We start from the raw sequence: 16,219 nt of genomic DNA, 5'->3' as shown, positions 1-16,219 counted from the left end.
AGATCCTTGCAAATCGGGTTACGGGCGCACCACGTCGCCCTGCCCGCGCAGGTAGCGCTTGAGCTCGGGGATGGCGATGGCGCCGGAATGGAACACGCTGGCGGCGAGCGCGCCGTCCACGTCGGCCTCGGCGAAGGCGGCGTGGAAATGCTCGGGCGCGCCGGCGCCGCCGGAGGCGATCAGCGGCACCTGGCACACCGCGCGGGCCACGCCGAGCTGCTCCAGGTCGTAGCCGCGGCGCACGCCGTCGCTGCCCATGCAGTTGAGCACGATCTCGCCGGCGCCGCGGTGCTGCGCCTCGATGATCCAGTCCAGCGTGCGGCGCGCCAGCGCCTGCGTCCTGGACGGGTCGCCGGTGTACTGGCGCACGCGCCACTCGCCGTCGGCGTCGCGCAGGCTGTCGATGCCCACCACCACGCACTGCACGCCGAAGGCCTCGGCCAGCTCGTCGATGAGCCCGGGACGCTCCAGCGCCGGCGAGTTCACCGAGATCTTGTCGGCGCCGGCGTAGAGCACCGCGCGCGCCTCCTCCACCGAGCGGATGCCGCCGGCGACGCAGAACGGGATGTCGATCACGCTCGCCACCCGCTCCACCCAGCCGCGGTCCACGCCGCGCCCTTCGGGGCTCGCGGTGATGTCGTAGAACACCAGCTCGTCGGCGCCCTCGTCGCGGTAGCGCAGCGCGAGATCGACGATCTCGCCCATCACCACGTGGTCGCGGAAGCGCACGCCCTTGACCACCTTGCCCTCGCGCACGTCCAGGCAGGGAATGATGCGGCGACTCAGCATGCGGGGGCTCCCCTTGTCGTCCAAGTGGGTCGCAGTGCCGGCCATGGGCTGGCACCCCGAGGGGCCGGTGCGGTTTGCCTACATGACGTCGTCATCGTTCGAACTTGTACCGACATACGATCACTCACTTCTCATGATCCTGCGGGCAGACCGTACCGGCGCGGCCCGCTTGGGCGACAAGGGGAGCCCCAAGTGCCTCCTCGATGGTGAAGCGACCTTCCAAGAGCGCGCGGCCCAGGATCACGCCGCGGGCCCCGGCTTCGCGGGCGGCGCGGATGTCCTCCAGCGAGCGCACGCCGCCGGAGGCCTGCACGGCCAGCTGCGGCACCGTCTCGGCGAGGTGGCGGTAGAGGTCGAGGTTGAAGCCGGCCAGCATGCCGTCGCGCTCGATGTCGGTGCACAGCAGGTGGCGCGCGCCGCGCGCGGCGTACCACGGCGCCAGCTCGTCCAGCGTGCGCGATTCGGTCTCGGTCCAGCCGGCGCTGGGCAGGGTCCAGCGGCCGTCGAGGCGGCGCGTGTCGAGCGCGATGGTGAGGCGTTCGCTGCCGTACTCGGCCAGCCAGCCAGCCACGCGCTCGGGCTCGCGGATCGCCACGCTGCCCAGCACCACGCGGCACACGCCGGCGTCGTAGAGGCGGCGCAGGTCGTCCTCGGCGCGCACGCCGCCGCCGGCCTGGATCTGCATGCCGCCGCCGGCGATGGCCTCGATCACCGCGAGGTTGTCGAGGTTGCCGGAACGGGCGCCGTCGAGGTCCACCAGGTGCAGCCACTGCGCGCCGGCCGCCGCGTAGCGGGCCGCCTGTTCGCGCGGGTCGGCCCCGTAGGTGGTCTGCTGGGCGTAGTCGCCCTGCTTGAGGCGCACCACGCGGCCACCGCGCAGGTCGATCGCCGGAATCACTTGAAACGTCATAGCGCGAGGAAATTCTTCAGGAGCTTGGCGCCGGTGGAAGCCGAGCGCTCGGGGTGGAACTGCATGCCGTGGAAGTTGCCCGCCGCCACCACGGCCGAGAACGGGCCGCCGAAATCGCAGGTGGCGAGCGTGTAGTCGCCCACCGGCACGGCGTAGCTGTGCACGAAGTAGGCCCAGTCGTCTTCGCCCAGGCCCGCCAGCAGGGGGTGCTCGCGCCGCCCCTGCAGGCGGTTCCAGCCCATGTGCGGCACGCGCAGGCCCGGCGCCTCGGTGAAGCGGCGCACGGTAGCAGGGACCAGGCCGAGGCATGCGGTGTCGGCTTCTTCCGAGTGCGCGCACAGCAGCTGCATCCCCAGGCACACGCCCAGCACCGGCTGGGTCAGAGCGCGGATCACCTCGACCAGTTCCAGTTCGCGCAGGCGCGCCATGCCGGGGCCGGCGGCGCCCACGCCGGGCAGGATCACCTTGTCCGCCGCGCGGATCGCCGCGGCATCGGACGTGAGCGCCGCATCGACGCCGAGCCGCTGCAAGGCATAGCGTACCGAGCCGATGTTGGTGCCGCCCGAATCGACCAGGACCACGGCCATTACAACGTCCCCTTGGTGCTGGGCAGCTCGCTGCCCTCGCGCCGGATCGCCTGGCGCAGGGTGCGGGCCACCACCTTGAAACAGGCCTCCACCATGTGGTGCGCGTTGTCGCCGCGCACCGACAGGTGCAGGTTGGCGCCGAGCGTCTCGCACAGCGAGCGGAAGAAGTGCGGCACCAGCTCGGTGGGCACCTCGCCCACGCGCTCGCGCGGGAAGCTGCCCTCGAACACGAAGTACGGCCGGCCGGAGAGGTCCAGCCGCGCGTCGGCGGCGCTCTCGTCCATTGGCAGCGAGAAGCCGTAGCGGCCGATGCCGCGCTTGTCGCCCAGCGCCTGCTTGAGCGCCTGGCCCAGCGCCAGCGCGCAGTCCTCGATGGTGTGGTGCTCGTCGATGTGGGTGTCGCCCTCGCAGGTCAGCTCCAGCGCGAAGCCGCCGTGCTTGCCGATCTGCTCCAGCATGTGGTCGAAGAAGCCCAGGCCGGTGTGCGCCTTGGGCTCGGCCACGCGGTCCAGGTCCACGCTCACGGTGATGCGCGTCTCCTTGGTGTTGCGCGTGACGGTGGCGGTGCGCGGCGCGTCGAGCAACGCATGCGCCACCGCTTCCCAGCCCAGGCCCTGCGGGCCGACGCGGTAGCCGCGCACGCCCAGGTTGGCGGCGAGCTGCAAATCCGTCTCGCGGTCGCCCACCATCGCCGAGGCGGCGCGGCTCCAGCCGTCGTCGGCGAGGTAGTGGCGCAGCATGCCCACGCCGGGCTTGCGCGTCTCCAGGCCCTCGTGCGGGAAACTCTTGTCGATCAGCACCTCGCGGAAGCGGATGCCCTGCGAGGCGAGGATGCGCATCAGCAGGTCGTGCGGGCCATCGAAATGGGCCTGCGGAAAACTGTCGGTGCCCAGGCCATCCTGGTTGGTCACCATCACCAGTTCGTAGCCGGCGGCCACGCAGCGCTGCAAGGCGGCGATCACGCCGGGCAGCAGGGCCAGCTTCTCGTAGCTGTCGATCTGCTCGTCGGCCGGCTCCTCGATCAGGCAGCCGTCGCGGTCGAGGAAAAGGATCTTGCGGCTCATCAACGTCCACTCACTGCCGAAGAGGCGGCCTGCCCCGCGGCGGCCGTGCGGTTCAATACGTCGAGCACGCGGTCGTTCTCCGCCGGCGTGCCGATGGTCAGGCGCAGCGCGTCGCCCAGGGTCGGGTACTTGCGCACGTCGCGCACCACGATGCCGGCATCCAGCAGTTGCCGGTAGACCGCGCCCGGGTCGTCGAAGCGCACCGCGAGGAAGTTGGCCTGCGAGGGCAGCACTTCGCGCACGCCGGGCAGTTTCGCCAGGGCCGCGGCCATGCGCGTGCGCTCGGCCAGCACGGTCGCCACATGCGCGAGCGCCTCGGCCTGGCCGGCCGGCGCCAGCACCTCCAGCGCCGCGCGCACGCACGGCAGCGGCAGCGGGTACGGCGCCATGATCCGGCGCAGCAGGCCCACCACCTCGGGGTGGGCGATCAGCGTGCCGACGCGCGCGCCGGCCAGCGCCCAGGCCTTGGACAAGGTGCGCAGCACGGCCACGTGGTCATAGCGATCGACCAGGCCGATCGCACTCGGCACGCCCTCGGCGAACTCGAGGTAGGCCTCGTCCACCACCACCACGGCCTTGCCCTGCAAGGCCACGGCGAGGCGCTCGATCTCGGCCGGCTCGACACCCTGCCCGGTCGGGTTGTTGGGCGCGCAGACGAACACCAGCTTCACCGCCGGCGTCCAGGCGGCGAGCACCGCGTCCACGTCGAGGCGGTACTGTGCGTCCAGCGGCACCTCGACCACCGCCGCGTCCTGCACGCGGGCGCTGACGGCGTACATGCCGAAGGTGGGCGGGTTGATCAGGATCGCGTCCTGGCCGGCGCGGCAGAAGGCGCGCACCAGCAGGTCGATGGCCTCGTCGCTGCCGCGGCCCACCAGCACCTGTCCGGCGCGCACACCGTAGAGCGCGGCCAGCGCGGCGACCAGCGCGGCCGGCTGCGGGTCGGGGTAACGATTGCAGCCGAGGGCTTCCTCGCCGACCGGCGGCCAGGCGGATTCGTTGGCGTTGAGCATCACCTGCCCGCCGCTGGCCTCGACGCGGGCCGAGGCGTACGGCTGCATGGCGCGGATTTCGGGGCGGGCGAGGTCGAGCACGCTCATGCCGTCGCCTCCAGCGCCGCCAGCCGCAGCGTCACCGCGCGGCGGTGCGCCTCCAGTTGTTCGGCCGCGGCCAGGGTGGCGGTGCACGGGCCGATGGCGCGCAGGCCGTCGGCGGAGAGTTCCTGCACCGTCACCTGCTTCTGGAAACTCGCCACCGACACGCCGCTGTAGCTGCGCGCATAACCGTAGGTGGGCAGCACGTGGTTGCTGCCGCTGCAATAGTCGCCCACCGACTCGGGCGTCCAGGCACCGAGGAACACGGAGCCGGCGCTCTCGATGCCATCGAGCAGCGCGCGTGGCGCAGCCACCTGCAGGATCAGGTGCTCGGGCGCGTAGCGGTTGCTCACCGCCACGGCCTGTTCGAGCGAATCCACCTCGATCAGCCGGCTCTGCACCAGCGCGCGCTCGGCGATGGCCGCGCGCGGCAATTCGGCGCGCAGCCGCTCCACTTCGAGCGCCGCCGCATCGATCAGCGCGGCCGACGGGCTCACCAGGATCACCTGCGAATCCGGGCCGTGCTCGGCCTGCGAGAGCAGGTCGATGGCGACGAAGCTCGGATCGGCGTCGGCGTCGGCGATCACCAGCACCTCGGACGGGCCCGCTGGCATGTCGATGGCGGCGCCCTCTGGGTCGCCGGAAACCTGCAGCTTGGCCTCGGTGACCCAGGTGTTGCCGGGGCCGAAAAGCTTGTCGCACTTGGGCACGCTGGCGGCGCCGTAGGCCATCGCGGCGATCGCCTGGGCGCCGCCGAGCTTGAACACGCGGTGCACGCCGGTGACGCGCGCGGCGTACAGCACCGCCGGGTCGCAGCGCCCGTCGCGGCGCGCGGGCGAGCACAGCACCACCTCGCGGCAGCCGGCGATGCGTGCCGGCACGCCGAGCATCAAGGCGGTGGAAGGCAGCGGCGCGCTGCCGGCGGGCACGTACAGGCCCACCCGGGCGATCGGGCGCTGCATGCGCTCCACCCGCACGCCCGGCGCCGTCTCCACGCCTACCGGCTGCGGCGCGGCGGCGCGGTGGAAAACCTCGATGCGCGCGGCCGCCTCGCGGATCGCGGCCTTGAGCGCCTCGTCCAGCGAAGCCTCGGCCTCGTCGAACTCGACCGCACTCACCTCGATCTGCGAGAGCTGCGCGCCGTCGTATTTGGCGCTCAGTTCGAGCAGCGCCTCGTCGCCGCGCGCACGCACGTCGGCGACGATCCGCTCCACGCCGCGGCGCAGCTCGTCCGCGCGCGACTGCGCCGGGCGAGCCAGTGCTTCGCGGCGCGCCGCTTCGTCGAGTTCGTTCCAGTTGATGCGTTTCATGCCATCAAGACCTTGCTGCGGCCCGCCGTCAGGCGAGCATCTTCTCCACCGGCAGCACGAACATCTCGCGCGCGCCGGCCTTCTTGATCTCTTCCAGCTCGCGCCAGCTCACCTCGCCGGCGCACAGCGCCTGCAGCATCAGCTGGTCGGGCTGCCCGGCCACCGGCAGCAGGGTCGGCTGCGGGCCGCCCGGCAGCAGGCGCACCACCGCATCCAGCGTGTGGCGCGAGGTCTGCAACAGCAGCAGGCGCGATTCGCGCACCTGGATCACGCCGTCCAGCCGCTTGAGCAACAGCTCGATCAGGTCGCCGCGCTCGTCGGTGGGCAGCGCCTTGGGGCCGGCCAGCACCGCCTCGCTCTCCAGCAGCACATCGGTCTCGCGCAGCTGGTTGGCCACCAGGGTACCGCCACTCTGCACCAGATCGCAGATGAGGTCGGCAGTGCCGAGCTTGGGCGCGATCTCCACCGAGCCGGCCAGGGTCACCACCGAGGCGTCCACGCCGTTCGTGCGCAACCATTCGCCGAGCAGGCCCGGGTAGGAGGTGGCGATGCGCAGGCCGGCCAGCTGCTGCGGGCCCTGGTAGTCCATCTCCTGCTGTACGGCGATGGAGAGCCGGCAGCGACCAAAGCCCAGCTCGCGCCATTCCGCCAGCGGCGCCGCGTCGTCGCGGCCGGCAGTGAGGCGGTATTCGTCCAGCACGTTGCGGCCGACGATGCCGAGGTCGCACACGCCCTGCGCGATCAGCCCCGGGATGTCGTCGTCGCGCACCAGCAGCAGGTCGACCGGCTCGCCCTCGCCGAAGCAGAACAGCTTGTCGCGGCTCTGCCGGAAGGTGAGCCCGCAGCGCTTGAGCAGCTCCAGCGCGGGCTCGGTGAGCCGGCCGGATTTCTGCATCGCAATGCGCAAACGATCGCGCGTCTTCATGTTCTTGTTTTCCTCGTTGCCGCGCGACGCTTGGCGCCGCGTGCCGCCGCGGCCAGGTAGCCGCCGTTGCCTTGGTTCAGATAGCGCGCCACCCGCCCGATGGTGGTGATGCTCACCGCCGTGCGCTCGTGGATCTCCCGGTACGACAGCCCTTCGAGCAGGTACGGCACCACCCGCCAGCGGTCCACCATCACCTCCAGCTCCGCTGGCGTGCACAGGTCGCGCAGGAAGGCCAGCATCTCGTCGGCGCTTTTCAGCGACAGCAGGGCCTCGCAGAGGCTGAGCTCGACCGACTCGGCCGGGGTTTCGGGATCCAGCGAGCGACGCTTCATAATGTACTAACGCGCTAACACAATGGAGCGCATCTTACAGGCCATGACGGGAGCGCGGCAAGCCGGCCTCGGCGGGCGGTTCATGCGGCATCGGGACACAGTGCGCGGATGCCGGCCGGGTTGAACGCCAATTCCAAAACGGCTGGCCACGGCGCAGATGTGGACCGGTGCCGGCAAGCCTTGCAACCAGCTGACAGGCGGGGTTTCCCGGCACTCCGGTCAGGTCCACTCCCAACCCATAGCGCCCCCTTTACATTCCTCCCGGTCGACACGAAGGCTCTACGAGCAGGGACGTTTTTCCGTCCACGTGACCGTCAGATTTTTCCTTTGTACGCCATCAGAACCGCTCCAGGCTGTTGCATACTAATGTAAACAGGAGCGGCCAGATGAAACGGACAATCGCGGCTTTGTTGGGGGTATCTGCATTGTTGGTTTCCTGGGAAGCGCCAAGCAGTCAAATCGCTCCCCGGATGTCCGGCAAGGTGTCGGCGCCAGAATGTGTGGATGCAATGGCCATTGCTAAGCACATGTACGCATCCACCTCTACATACGTTTATGCACCCCTTCAACTGCCAGACCATCTGTCCAGCACGATGATACTTGGCGCTAAGGATGTAGATATCTCGGGTGGTGACGCGCTCGCCGATGAAACCGATCACTTCGAAAGCCCGCGCGGCGGTCAAAATGCCCCATCAAACCCAAAGATTCATTGGGGCAAAGATGCCACCCCTGCCGGGCGCATTGTCCTAACTTCTGATAGCGCTGGCTGGCGTGGGGATATGTACTCGCTCTACGTTCTCCCGAATGACGTAACGCCATCGCAACTCCGTGATGATGTCACTGAAAGTAACTCACAACACCACTACTCACCTTTGGTTGATAGTAGCTGGCGAACGCCACTCGTATTTTGGTCCAAAATCACCCAAAAACCTTGGATCATCGTGGTGGATGAGCCTTACGAACAGCTCGGCCAATGGCAGGTACTTTTGGCCACCAGCAACAGCTATCAATCAACTTGTCTGATCAAGTTCTGGCCGGATCAAGGCAAGGCCAGAGCGCCACGCATTCTGCCCAAAGAAGTCAGAGAATTCGCCAGCCTTCTAGACCAGACACTTGGTTATGAGCCCGAGCAAGGCACGCTGCAGCCCACCGCCAGGCTTCGTATGAACTCCCAGCATATCTGGAGAAATGCTGCATATCGCCCCTGGGCCCTGTCGGAAAGTGATACCTACAACTCCAAGAAACAGGTTGACGACGGACTACTGCAATGGTCACACACGGAGCCTTCGCACGCCCGCATGTATGCACGAATTCAACGCATGTACCCTGCCGCGGAAGCAGCCCTATCAAGATACTACGGATCCAAGTTCAAGCTATCACATAAGCAGGCAAAGCAAGTTGCGCACTGGGTTCTAGATGTGGCCTATCGATCCAATTTCGTATTCAGTGGCGGCAACCCGAGTTTTATGCCGAAAGAGCACGTCGCCTTGAATCCCTGGATTATTCATTGATCTGTTGGCGATAAGCGGATAGCAATGTCCGGCTTCGACCCAAGGCGTAAATGGCCGAAGGCCAGCCGGGAGCAGCCAACCCGCCCGCACGCACCATCACTCAGCCGCGAAACGCCCGCCGCCGCACCAGCTCGCACACGGCCCGCACGTCGCCGTCCATCGCACGGTCGCGGTGCATGAAGGCGATCTGCTCGCGCAGGTTGGCATGGGCGCGCTGCACCGCCTCGCCGGGGTGGAAGTCGCCGACGGCGGCCAGCGCAGCCATCAGTGCCTGCACTTCATCGACGAACTGGGCGTACCTGGGGTGATCCACCCGCGGCGCATTGGCGATCTTGCCCGCCAGCGCCTGCCAGTCGCCGCGCGCGGCCAGGCGGCGGGCTGCGTTGAGCATCTCCTGGCGGAAGTCCAGCGCCTGCGCGGCGGTGTAGAGCTCCAGCGCCAGCACGTGGCCGAGGTCTTCGGTCATCTCCAGCACGTGGCGCGCCTCGTTGGTGCCCATGGAGACGTGGTCCTCGGCGTTGGCGCTAGTGGGCACCGAGTAGACGCTGGCCGGGTGCGCGCGCGTGGCGAGGTCGTTGACCAGGGCCGCGGCGGTGTACTGCACGATCATGAAGCCCGAATCGGTGCCGTCCTCGTTGCCGGTGAGGAAGGCCGGCAGGCCGTCGTTGGTGGCCGGGTCCACCAGCTTGGCGAGCCGCCGCTCCGAGATCGAGGCCAGCACCGGGATGGCCGCCTTCACGTAGCTCATGACCAGCGCCAGCGGCATGCCGTGGAAGTGGCCGGCGGAGATCACCTGGTCCTCGATGAAGCGCGGGTTTTCCGCGTCCGGGAAGATCAGCGGGTTGTCGGTGACAGCGTTCAGCTCGATGTCGATCACCCGGCACGCCTGCGCCCACGCATCGCGCACCGCACCGTGCACCTGCGGCATGCAGCGCAGGCAGTAGGCGTCCTGCGGCTGGTGCTTCTTGCCGCCCTTGAACGGCAGGAAGCGCGCGTAGAACGCCTCGCGCCCGTGGCGCTGGTTGGCCGGCACCCAGTCCCAGCCGATGTCGAAGCTGAGCGCCTGATCCTCCGGCTCGCTCCACGCCTCGGCTGACCACGGCTTGAAGCGCGGCACCAGGTGGTAGGGAATGTCGAGCAGGGTCGAGCCGGCCAGCAGCCCACGCACATGCTCGGCCGTCTCCGCCTGCCCCGGATGCGGGCGCAGCGCGTGCACCTCCGGCCGCAACGCGCCGCTGCGGCCGGCGAAGGCGTCCAGCGTCATCGCCGCGGCGAGGTCGGCGGTGTCGAGCAGGTATTCGAGCGCATCCAGCGCCAGCACCGCGGTGGCGAGCATCTGCGCGGTGCCGTTGTTGAGTGCCAGCCCCTCCTTGAAGGAAAGCCGGATCGGCGCGAGCCCCGCGCGCGCCAGTGCCAAGGCGCCCGGGAGCCGCTCGCCCAAGTGGAACGCCTCGCCGCCGCCCAGCAGCACGATGGCCAGGTGCGAGAGCGGCGCGAGGTCGCCGCTGGCGCCCACCGAGCCCTTCTCCGGCACCACCGGCACCACGCCGGCGTTGAGCAGCGCGGCCAGCGCCTGCAAGGTCTCCACGCGGATGCCCGAGTGGCCGCGCATCAGGGTGTTGATGCGGATGGCGAGCATCGCCCGCACCACCTCTTCGGCCAACGGCTTGCCCACGCACACGGCGTGGGTGGTGATGAGGTTGTGCTGCAACTCCTCCAGCAGCGTGCCCTCGGGCCTGTGCGGATGGCCGCCCGGCAATTCGTCGCGCAGGCGGTGCGCGCCGAGCAGCTTGTCGGCGTTGCTGCCGAAGCCGGTGGTGACGCCGTAGATGGGCTCGCCGCAGCTGACCTTCTCGGCCAGGAAATCCGCCGCACGCCGCACGTGTTCGAGCTGGGCGGGATCGAGCTCCACCGCCGCGCCGCCGCGCGCCACCGCCACCAGTTGCTCACGGGTGAGACTGTTGCCGTCCAGCCATATCGTCTTGGCAGTCATGCGTGCTCCGCGCGTGGCGGTTGGGTTGTGGGGCGGCGGGCGCGGCACCGGGACACCCTGTCCAGGCCGCCGCCCGTGCCGGCTTCGCGCCGCGGGGCCGGCCTTCGCCGGCGCCCGTGCAAGCTCAGGCGCCGATGACCTCGGCCTGCGCCAATTCCACGCGCAGGGTCTTGATCAGCTCGCTGCGTGGCACCTCGAACTGGTCCTCGCGGCGCAGGTCCTTCACCGTGACCACGCCCTTGGCCAGCTCGTCCTCGCCCAGCACCAGCACGAAGCGCACGCCGGCGCGGTCGGCATACTTGAACTGCTTGCCGAGCTTGCCGCCCTCCAGCACCACCTCGGTGGCGATGCCGGCGGCGCGCAGTTCGTTGGCGACGGCAAGGTAGGCCGGCAGCTGTGCCGCGTCCATCTGCGTCACCAGCACGTCCACCGTGCTCTGCGCGGTGTTGACGAGCCCGGCGTCGCGCAGCTGCCAGTAAAGGCGCGTGAGGCCGATGGAGATGCCCACGCCCGGCAGCTTCGACTTGGTGTACTGGCCGGCGAGGTTGTCGTAGCGGCCGCCCGAGCAGATCGAGCCGATCTGCGGGTGCTCGTTGAGCGTGGTCTCGTAGACGGTGCCGGTGTAGTAGTCCAGGCCGCGCGCGATGGAGAGGTTGAGCGCGTAGTGCGTCTCCGGCACGCCGAAGTCGCGGATCAGGCCCAGCACTTCCTTGAGCTCCGCCCGGCCCTGCTCCATCGCCTCGGGGCCGGGGCCCAGCGCGTCGAGCCTGGCGAAGGCGTCGGCCAGCGAGGTCGAGCGCACCTGCACGAAATCGAGGATCTTCTGCGCTACCTGGGCGGAGAGGCCGAAGCCCTCGCCGGTGAGCGTGTCGCGCACGTAGTCGGCGCCGCGCTTGTCCAGCTTGTCCACCTCGCGCAGCACCAGGGTCTGCCGCTCGCCGTCGGCGACTCCCAAGCTCTCGAAGAAGCCGCGCATCAGCTTGCGGTTGTTGAGCTGGATGGTGAACGGGCCGATGTCCAGCTCGCGGAACACGCTGTAGATCACCGCCGGCACCTCGGCGTCGTAGCGCACGGACAGCGAGTCCTTGCCGATCACGTCGATGTCGCACTGGTAGAACTCGCGGAAGCGGCCGCGCTGGGCGCGCTCGCCGCGGTACACGCGCTGCATCTGGTAGCGGCGGAACGGGAAGGAAAGGTCGTGCTCGTGCTCGGCTACGTAGCGCGCCAGCGGCACGGTGAGGTCGAAGCGCAGCGCGAGGTCAGGCTTCTCGCCCCCGCTCTTGTCGGCCGCGCTCAGCGCGCCGGTGGACTGCACGAAATACACCTGGCGCTCGGTCTCGCCGCCGGTCTTGGTCAGCAGCACGTCGGCGTACTCGATCACCGGCGTCTCGACCGGCAGGAAGCCGAAGCGCTCGTAGTTGCGGCGGATCGTGTCCAGCATGCGCTGGAAGGCAATCTGGTCGAGCGGCAAAAGCTCGAGCACACCGGGCATGGTGCGGGCCTGGGTAAGCGCCATGAAATCCTCTGCTGACTATGACGGAGAGCCGTGGGACGGCAGCCCTATAGGTTAGCAGATGGGCGCCGGCAGCCCGGCCGCGCCCGCTGCGAAAAATCTTCGCCGCCCTGTTGCCATGCCGCGAGAAGGCCACTAAGATACGCGGCTCCCACGGGGTGTAGCTCAGCCTGGTAGAGCGCTACGTTCGGGACGTAGAAGTCGCAGGTTCGAATCCTGTCTCCCCGACCAAGATTCAAGCAGTTACAACGCTTGGCGATGAAAGGCCCGCCCTCAAAAGCGGGCCTTTTTCGTGCCCTTTTGGCCGGAAATTGGCCGGGGTATATCTCGGGCATGCTGCGGCTTGTCTGAAGCCCGGGCCGAAATTTGGCCGGACTCGCGCGATGCTCCTGCGCTGACTACCCCTTCGCCGTGAATCGTTCCACCTCCGCATCCCGGCCGAACACGGCCTTCCCGAGCATGCGCCACTCGGACGGTGAAACGCGATCCGCCACGATGGCATGCGGATGGCTGAGCGCTCCAAGCCGCCCGATACGGAACTCACTCTTGAACGGTTGCCTATCGACCTTGACGAAGGCCGTGATGTGAGGGAAGTAGAACCGGTAAGCATTCACCCCTTCCCATTTTTCACGGAACGGGGAGACGATGACTGAGCCATCCAACGTTGGGACAACCCGAAGCACCACCTGATAGTCCGATAGGTCGGTGGGCTCGGCCGACAAGAGTGTTCGTCGCAGGCGCTCCGCATGGTAGTCGCCCACATCCACATGCTTGAACACGTCGTGGGGTGACAAGTGGGCAAACGATTTCGCTGTAGATGCCGCTTTGGTTCCGAACAACCCGCTTATCCTGGTCGGCCAGCATCAGCAACAACGGCGCCTTATCTTCTTTCTGCCGTCCATACAGCATCAACGCTCTCGGAATGATGTGGGAGCGCGAGAGTTTCGGTACATCCTGATGGCAGAGATCACACTTCATTGTGGATGCTCCTTGCTTCAGCAAAGGCCAGGTTCAACTTTGGAAGGGTGCCACGCCGAGGCAACGCCAGCGGCGTGGCTTTCGCATCAACCGGCCTTGGCTACCCTCTTCTTCCGCCTGCCTATGGATGCCAGAAGGCCGGCTAGTTCGCCGCTCCTAGGCATAGCTTCCTTTAACTCCTCCGTGGATATCCGCTGCTCATCCAGAAGACGAGCAATGTCGTCCTCCCACTTGAGGACTCGATGCGCCTTCAAGAAGTCCCCTATAGCCTTGAAGTCCTTGAAGGGTGTCTGCTTGGCTCCGTTCATCACCAGCAAATCATTCGCGCTTACTGGCCCCGTAGTCGTTGAAAATGGCATGACGCCCAAGATGGCAATGATTCGAGCCAGAATCTCATCCTTCGCACTTCCTGATTAGCGTCGAACCTCAGTGGCAAGTCGCGTGATTTGCGACGGCCGCGGAGGATGCTGAAGCCATGTTCACGACGGGAGTGTGAGTCATGGCGTCCTAATTATTGAGCGGCCGGAGGCATCTGCCCCAGACGCGAAGCTACAGCATCTTTGCGTCGAATCCATCAGTGTGGGTGGGGGTAAATAATCCATGGCCAATCCCAATACCCAGCTGCAAGCCGCCATTGCCCTGTTTGCAGCGCAACCCGGCATCACGCCGGATCAGGAAGCGCAGCTGCGCGCCGCCATCACCCAGGATGCGCAACTGCTGCAACAGTTGAATCAAGATGCGGCCAACGGCCAGCTCAAAGGCTTTGCATTGCCGCAAGCCGGAGCGGCCCCCACTCTGGCAGGCACTTACGACATGGCCTCTGGCGTGGTCACACTGCCTGCCACCAGTTTCCAACCGACAGGAACCGCGCCCAGCGCCGACCTTACCGCCACATTGCGCGTGCAGGACATGTCACTGCGCCATCACCCCTTGCCGGCACCCTGTCAGCCGGCATCGGCAAAAAGCGCCGTAGCGATCAATAAGCCCGCGCCGGCTGCGCCTAACCTGGGCATATACGGTGAGCGAGCCGCGCCTCGGCGGGCGGTTCGCCACGGCTGCGCCTGCAAGGAAACCGAAAGGCGAGCGATCCATCCTCCCGCCCACAGGAGAGACCAGGCCATGACCCGAACGCCCCCGAACATCGTCTCGTTCGCAGCGGCCGCGCCCAGGCGGCCCGATACCGCGATGGCCGAGGCCGCCGCACTTGCGCCCCCTGGCGAGCACGCCGAAGCGATGGTCTTCGGCCTGGCGCCCGATGCCCTCACCATCATCCAGGTCGCCGTGGCGATCGAGCCCGACCCCGGCACGGCGCTGGCCTGGTTCCGGCGGGTGTGCATCGAGGAACTGGGCGGCTTCACCGCCGAGCAGCTCGTGCTGCGTGGGCAGAGCGGGCGCGTGATGGCTTTCCTCACCGCGATCCTGCGCGGGGAACGCGGATGAGCGCGCGACGCCCGGAGGCAGGCGCTGCGTCCACGATGGCGCGCGTGGAACGGGACCTCGCCGCGAGCACGCAAGCCTACGCAACCGCCGCCGAGGAGATCGCGCACCTGCAGCGTCTGCTGGAAAAGGCGATACAGAACGCCCTGCTGGTGCTGGAGCATCGCCACCCTTCGATCGCGCAGCTGCTGCTCGAAAGCATCGGCGACCGCCCGCGCGCCGCGCGCTGGATGTGCATGCACCAGCGCGCGCTCGGCGGCAAGAGCGCCTGCGAGGCGCTGGCCGACGGCGACGAGGACGCGGTGTGGGAGCTGGTGGCCGGCCTCGGCGGCGTCGAGGCCGGCAGCGGCTCGATCCGCACGCCGATGGCCTACTGATAGTGATTGGAGGCATGGCGCCCCGGAGAATGGGGCGCCATAGCCGGGCTCGCCTCACCGCACCGAGCGCCGCCCTGCCCCGCTCATCGGGCACGACGCATCGCCGGGCACGCCAAGACGGCCGCGGCTCATGGCCGCGGCCGTGCCCGCCTCGCGCGTCAGGCGGACTGGCGGGTCGCCTCGAACAGGAACCAGGTGCGCCGCTCGGCCTGGTCGATCCAGTTCTCCAGCAGGCTCGCGCTCGCCACGTCGCCGCTCTCGTCGCACAGCGCGTGCGTCTCGCGCATGGAGGCCGCGAGGCGCAGGTTGTCCTCGCGCAGCTCGGCCAGCATGTCGGAGGGCGTGACGAAATCGGCGTCGTTGTCCGACAGGCGCTGCAGGCGCGAAGCGTGGCCGACGGAGCGCACCGTGGTGCCGCCCAGCTTGCGCACGCGCTCGGCGATCTCGTCCACCATGCCGATGATCTCCACGCCCTGCTCGTCCAGCAGCAGGTGGAAGTCGCGGAAGTGCGGGCCGGACATGTGCCAGTGAAAGTTCTTGGTTTTCAGGTAGAGCGCGAGCACGTCCGCCAGCAGGGCGTTGAGCCCGCCGCTCAGGTTGGCCACGGTGTCGTCGGAGAAATTGCTGCGCGTGTGCAGCGGCGCCTTGCGCCGCGCCAGCGTGTCTTGCTTGCCCATGATGGCTCCCGTTGCAGGGGGTGGAAGGCGACGGGGCCGGGCCCGCGCCGCCGGGGAATGACGCGGCGGCGCGCGGCTAGGCCAGCAGCCCCGCGTCCAGGGAAATCTCGGCCTTGAGCAGCTTGGAGACGGGGCAGCCCGCCTCGGCCTCGCGGGCGATGCGCAGGAAGGTCGCCGCGTCCGCGCCCGGCACCGCCGCCCGCACCGTCAGGTGCGAGGCGGTGATGGCGTAGCCGTCGGCGAGCTGCTCCAGCGTCACCGCGCAGCGGGTCTCGATCTTCTCCGGCGCCAGCTTGGCCTGCCCCAGCAGCAGCGACAGCGCCATGGTGAAGCAGCCGGCGTGCGCCGCGGCCACGAGCTCCTCGGGGTTGCTGCCCGCCTTGCCTTCGAAGCGGCTGCCGAAGCCGTAGGGGTAGCCGTCCAGCGCGTGGCTCTCGGTGGTGATGGCGCCCTGGCCGTCGCGGATGCCGCCCTGCCAGGCCACCGATGCGGTGCGGGTGATCTTCATGTCGCTGCTCCTCGGCGGCCGCGCCGCCCCAATGCGCCCGATCCTGGGGTCTTGCGCCCGTGTGCTCTTGTACGCGGCGGAGACGATGCCGCTGCACCACGTACCAGAACGGCCGGCGCCGTCCAAGATTCGCGTCACAGCCTGCCGCGCGCGCATCGCTCGGCACCACCCCCAAACGGGTGAATCGGCATGCCCGGAACGGAGGGCGCGCGCC

Annotated in this window: 17 protein-coding genes and 1 tRNA gene; 4 read left to right on the top strand and 14 right to left on the bottom strand. The window is 68.3% G+C overall.

Features of this window, described 5'->3' with window-relative positions; all coding sequences use genetic code 11:
* Positions 1-18 precede the first annotated feature (18 nt).
* The 8 genes from hisF to ACH65_RS04685 all read right to left on the bottom strand — a co-directional run bounded on the left by hisF (position 19) and on the right by ACH65_RS04685 (position 7,011).
* Positions 19-789, bottom strand: a complete 771-nt coding sequence (gene hisF / locus ACH65_RS04720; RefSeq protein ID WP_049621434.1) for an imidazole glycerol phosphate synthase subunit HisF — start codon at positions 787-789, stop codon at positions 19-21.
* 124 nt (positions 790-913) lie between these two features.
* Positions 914-1,699: a 1-(5-phosphoribosyl)-5-[(5-phosphoribosylamino)methylideneamino]imidazole-4-carboxamide isomerase gene (hisA, locus tag ACH65_RS04715; protein ID WP_049621433.1), complete on the bottom strand. Its 786-nt coding sequence runs from the start codon at positions 1,697-1,699 to the stop codon at positions 914-916.
* Complete coding sequence (hisH, locus tag ACH65_RS04710) at positions 1,696-2,286, bottom strand: imidazole glycerol phosphate synthase subunit HisH (RefSeq protein WP_049621432.1); 591 nt, start codon at positions 2,284-2,286, stop codon at positions 1,696-1,698. Before hisH ends, hisA begins: the two co-directional genes overlap by 4 nt.
* Positions 2,286-3,350 carry a bifunctional histidinol-phosphatase/imidazoleglycerol-phosphate dehydratase HisB gene (gene hisB, locus ACH65_RS04705; RefSeq protein WP_049621431.1) on the bottom strand — a complete coding sequence of 355 codons (1,065 nt, stop codon included), beginning with the start codon at positions 3,348-3,350 and terminating at the stop codon, positions 2,286-2,288. Before hisB ends, hisH begins: the two co-directional genes overlap by 1 nt.
* Positions 3,350-4,450, bottom strand: a complete 1,101-nt coding sequence (gene hisC / locus ACH65_RS04700; protein ID WP_049621430.1) for a histidinol-phosphate transaminase — start codon at positions 4,448-4,450, stop codon at positions 3,350-3,352. The genes hisB and hisC overlap by 1 nt, the downstream gene beginning before the upstream one ends.
* Positions 4,447-5,754: a histidinol dehydrogenase gene (hisD, locus tag ACH65_RS04695; RefSeq protein ID WP_049621429.1), complete on the bottom strand. Its 1,308-nt coding sequence runs from the start codon at positions 5,752-5,754 to the stop codon at positions 4,447-4,449. The genes hisC and hisD overlap by 4 nt, the downstream gene beginning before the upstream one ends.
* Positions 5,755-5,782: 28 nt before the next feature.
* Positions 5,783-6,679: an ATP phosphoribosyltransferase gene (gene hisG / locus ACH65_RS04690; RefSeq protein ID WP_049621428.1), complete on the bottom strand. Its 897-nt coding sequence runs from the start codon at positions 6,677-6,679 to the stop codon at positions 5,783-5,785.
* A complete protein-coding gene (locus tag ACH65_RS04685; protein ID WP_049621427.1) occupies positions 6,676-7,011 on the bottom strand; it encodes a YerC/YecD family TrpR-related protein in 336 nt (111 codons plus the stop codon). Before ACH65_RS04685 ends, hisG begins: the two co-directional genes overlap by 4 nt.
* A 386-nt stretch (positions 7,012-7,397) precedes the next feature.
* On the opposite strand from ACH65_RS04685, the gene ACH65_RS19675 reads away from it, so the two are divergent.
* The gene (locus ACH65_RS19675; RefSeq protein WP_153242485.1) at positions 7,398-8,522 is read left to right on the top strand and encodes a hypothetical protein; all 1,125 of its coding nucleotides are present in this window, start codon (positions 7,398-7,400) and stop codon (positions 8,520-8,522) included.
* Between the two features lie 100 nt (positions 8,523-8,622).
* Here the strand turns inward: ACH65_RS19675 and ACH65_RS04680 are convergent, their stop codons facing one another.
* Together ACH65_RS04680 and hisS are read right to left on the bottom strand one after the other, a co-directional pair.
* The gene (locus ACH65_RS04680; RefSeq protein WP_049621426.1) at positions 8,623-10,515 is read right to left on the bottom strand and encodes an HAL/PAL/TAL family ammonia-lyase; all 1,893 of its coding nucleotides are present in this window, start codon (positions 10,513-10,515) and stop codon (positions 8,623-8,625) included.
* A 124-nt stretch (positions 10,516-10,639) separates the two neighbouring features.
* Positions 10,640-12,031 carry a histidine--tRNA ligase gene (gene hisS, locus ACH65_RS04675; protein WP_049621425.1) on the bottom strand — a complete coding sequence of 464 codons (1,392 nt, stop codon included), beginning with the start codon at positions 12,029-12,031 and terminating at the stop codon, positions 10,640-10,642.
* Between the two features lie 151 nt (positions 12,032-12,182).
* On the opposite strand from hisS, the gene ACH65_RS04670 reads away from it, so the two are divergent.
* Positions 12,183-12,259 (top strand) — tRNA-Pro (locus ACH65_RS04670).
* 167 nt (positions 12,260-12,426) lie between these two features.
* Here the strand turns inward: ACH65_RS04670 and ACH65_RS04665 are convergent.
* The gene (locus ACH65_RS04665; RefSeq protein WP_153242484.1) at positions 12,427-12,867 is read right to left on the bottom strand and encodes a hypothetical protein; all 441 of its coding nucleotides are present in this window, start codon (positions 12,865-12,867) and stop codon (positions 12,427-12,429) included.
* Positions 12,868-13,092: 225 nt separating this feature from the next.
* Positions 13,093-13,314: a hypothetical protein gene (locus ACH65_RS04660; protein ID WP_049621423.1), complete on the bottom strand. Its 222-nt coding sequence runs from the start codon at positions 13,312-13,314 to the stop codon at positions 13,093-13,095.
* Positions 13,315-13,606: 292 nt separating this feature from the next.
* Here ACH65_RS04660 and ACH65_RS19670 point away from each other — a divergent pair, with 292 nt between their 5' ends.
* Positions 13,607-14,446 (top strand): hypothetical protein, encoded by an 840-nt coding sequence (locus ACH65_RS19670; RefSeq protein WP_153242483.1) that lies wholly within the window; start codon positions 13,607-13,609, stop codon positions 14,444-14,446.
* Between the two features lie 44 nt (positions 14,447-14,490).
* Positions 14,491-14,820, top strand: coding sequence for an antitoxin Xre/MbcA/ParS toxin-binding domain-containing protein (locus ACH65_RS04650; RefSeq protein ID WP_237561443.1), 330 nt, complete (start codon positions 14,491-14,493; stop codon positions 14,818-14,820).
* Between the two features lie 158 nt (positions 14,821-14,978).
* Here ACH65_RS04650 and ACH65_RS04645 read toward each other — a convergent pair whose 3' ends face one another.
* Together ACH65_RS04645 and ACH65_RS04640 are read right to left on the bottom strand one after the other, a co-directional pair.
* Positions 14,979-15,497, bottom strand: a complete 519-nt coding sequence (locus ACH65_RS04645) for a Dps family protein (RefSeq protein WP_049621420.1) — start codon at positions 15,495-15,497, stop codon at positions 14,979-14,981.
* A 76-nt stretch (positions 15,498-15,573) separates the two neighbouring features.
* Entirely contained in the window at positions 15,574-16,005 is a 432-nt protein-coding gene (locus ACH65_RS04640; RefSeq protein WP_049621419.1) for an OsmC family protein, read from the bottom strand.
* Between the last annotated feature and the right edge of the window lie 214 nt (positions 16,006-16,219).

This window comes from Frateuria defendens (genome assembly GCF_001182895.1).
GTDB lineage: Bacteria > Pseudomonadota > Gammaproteobacteria > Xanthomonadales > Rhodanobacteraceae > Frateuria_B > Frateuria_B defendens.
The sequence above is the reverse complement of the archived record's forward strand: the minus strand, read 5'-3'. Positions and strand labels throughout refer to the sequence as shown.

Coding starts and splice junctions, on each gene's coding strand:
- hisC (WP_049621430.1), bottom strand. CDS start 4,450: ATGAGCGTGCTCGACCTCGCCCGCCCCGAAATCCGCGCCATGCAGCCG.
- ACH65_RS19675 (WP_153242485.1), top strand. CDS start 7,398: ATGAAACGGACAATCGCGGCTTTGTTGGGGGTATCTGCATTGTTGGTT.
- hisF (WP_049621434.1), bottom strand. CDS start 789: ATGCTGAGTCGCCGCATCATTCCCTGCCTGGACGTGCGCGAGGGCAAG.
- ACH65_RS04685 (WP_049621427.1), bottom strand. CDS start 7,011: ATGAAGCGTCGCTCGCTGGATCCCGAAACCCCGGCCGAGTCGGTCGAG.
- ACH65_RS04660 (WP_049621423.1), bottom strand. CDS start 13,314: ATGAACGGAGCCAAGCAGACACCCTTCAAGGACTTCAAGGCTATAGGG.
- hisG (WP_049621428.1), bottom strand. CDS start 6,679: ATGAAGACGCGCGATCGTTTGCGCATTGCGATGCAGAAATCCGGCCGG.
- hisB (WP_049621431.1), bottom strand. CDS start 3,350: ATGAGCCGCAAGATCCTTTTCCTCGACCGCGACGGCTGCCTGATCGAG.
- ACH65_RS04645 (WP_049621420.1), bottom strand. CDS start 15,497: ATGGGCAAGCAAGACACGCTGGCGCGGCGCAAGGCGCCGCTGCACACG.
- hisH (WP_049621432.1), bottom strand. CDS start 2,286: ATGGCCGTGGTCCTGGTCGATTCGGGCGGCACCAACATCGGCTCGGTA.
- ACH65_RS04680 (WP_049621426.1), bottom strand. CDS start 10,515: ATGACTGCCAAGACGATATGGCTGGACGGCAACAGTCTCACCCGTGAG.
- ACH65_RS19670 (WP_153242483.1), top strand. CDS start 13,607: ATGGCCAATCCCAATACCCAGCTGCAAGCCGCCATTGCCCTGTTTGCA.
- hisS (WP_049621425.1), bottom strand. CDS start 12,031: ATGGCGCTTACCCAGGCCCGCACCATGCCCGGTGTGCTCGAGCTTTTG.
- ACH65_RS04640 (WP_049621419.1), bottom strand. CDS start 16,005: ATGAAGATCACCCGCACCGCATCGGTGGCCTGGCAGGGCGGCATCCGC.
- hisA (WP_049621433.1), bottom strand. CDS start 1,699: ATGACGTTTCAAGTGATTCCGGCGATCGACCTGCGCGGTGGCCGCGTG.
- hisD (WP_049621429.1), bottom strand. CDS start 5,754: ATGAAACGCATCAACTGGAACGAACTCGACGAAGCGGCGCGCCGCGAA.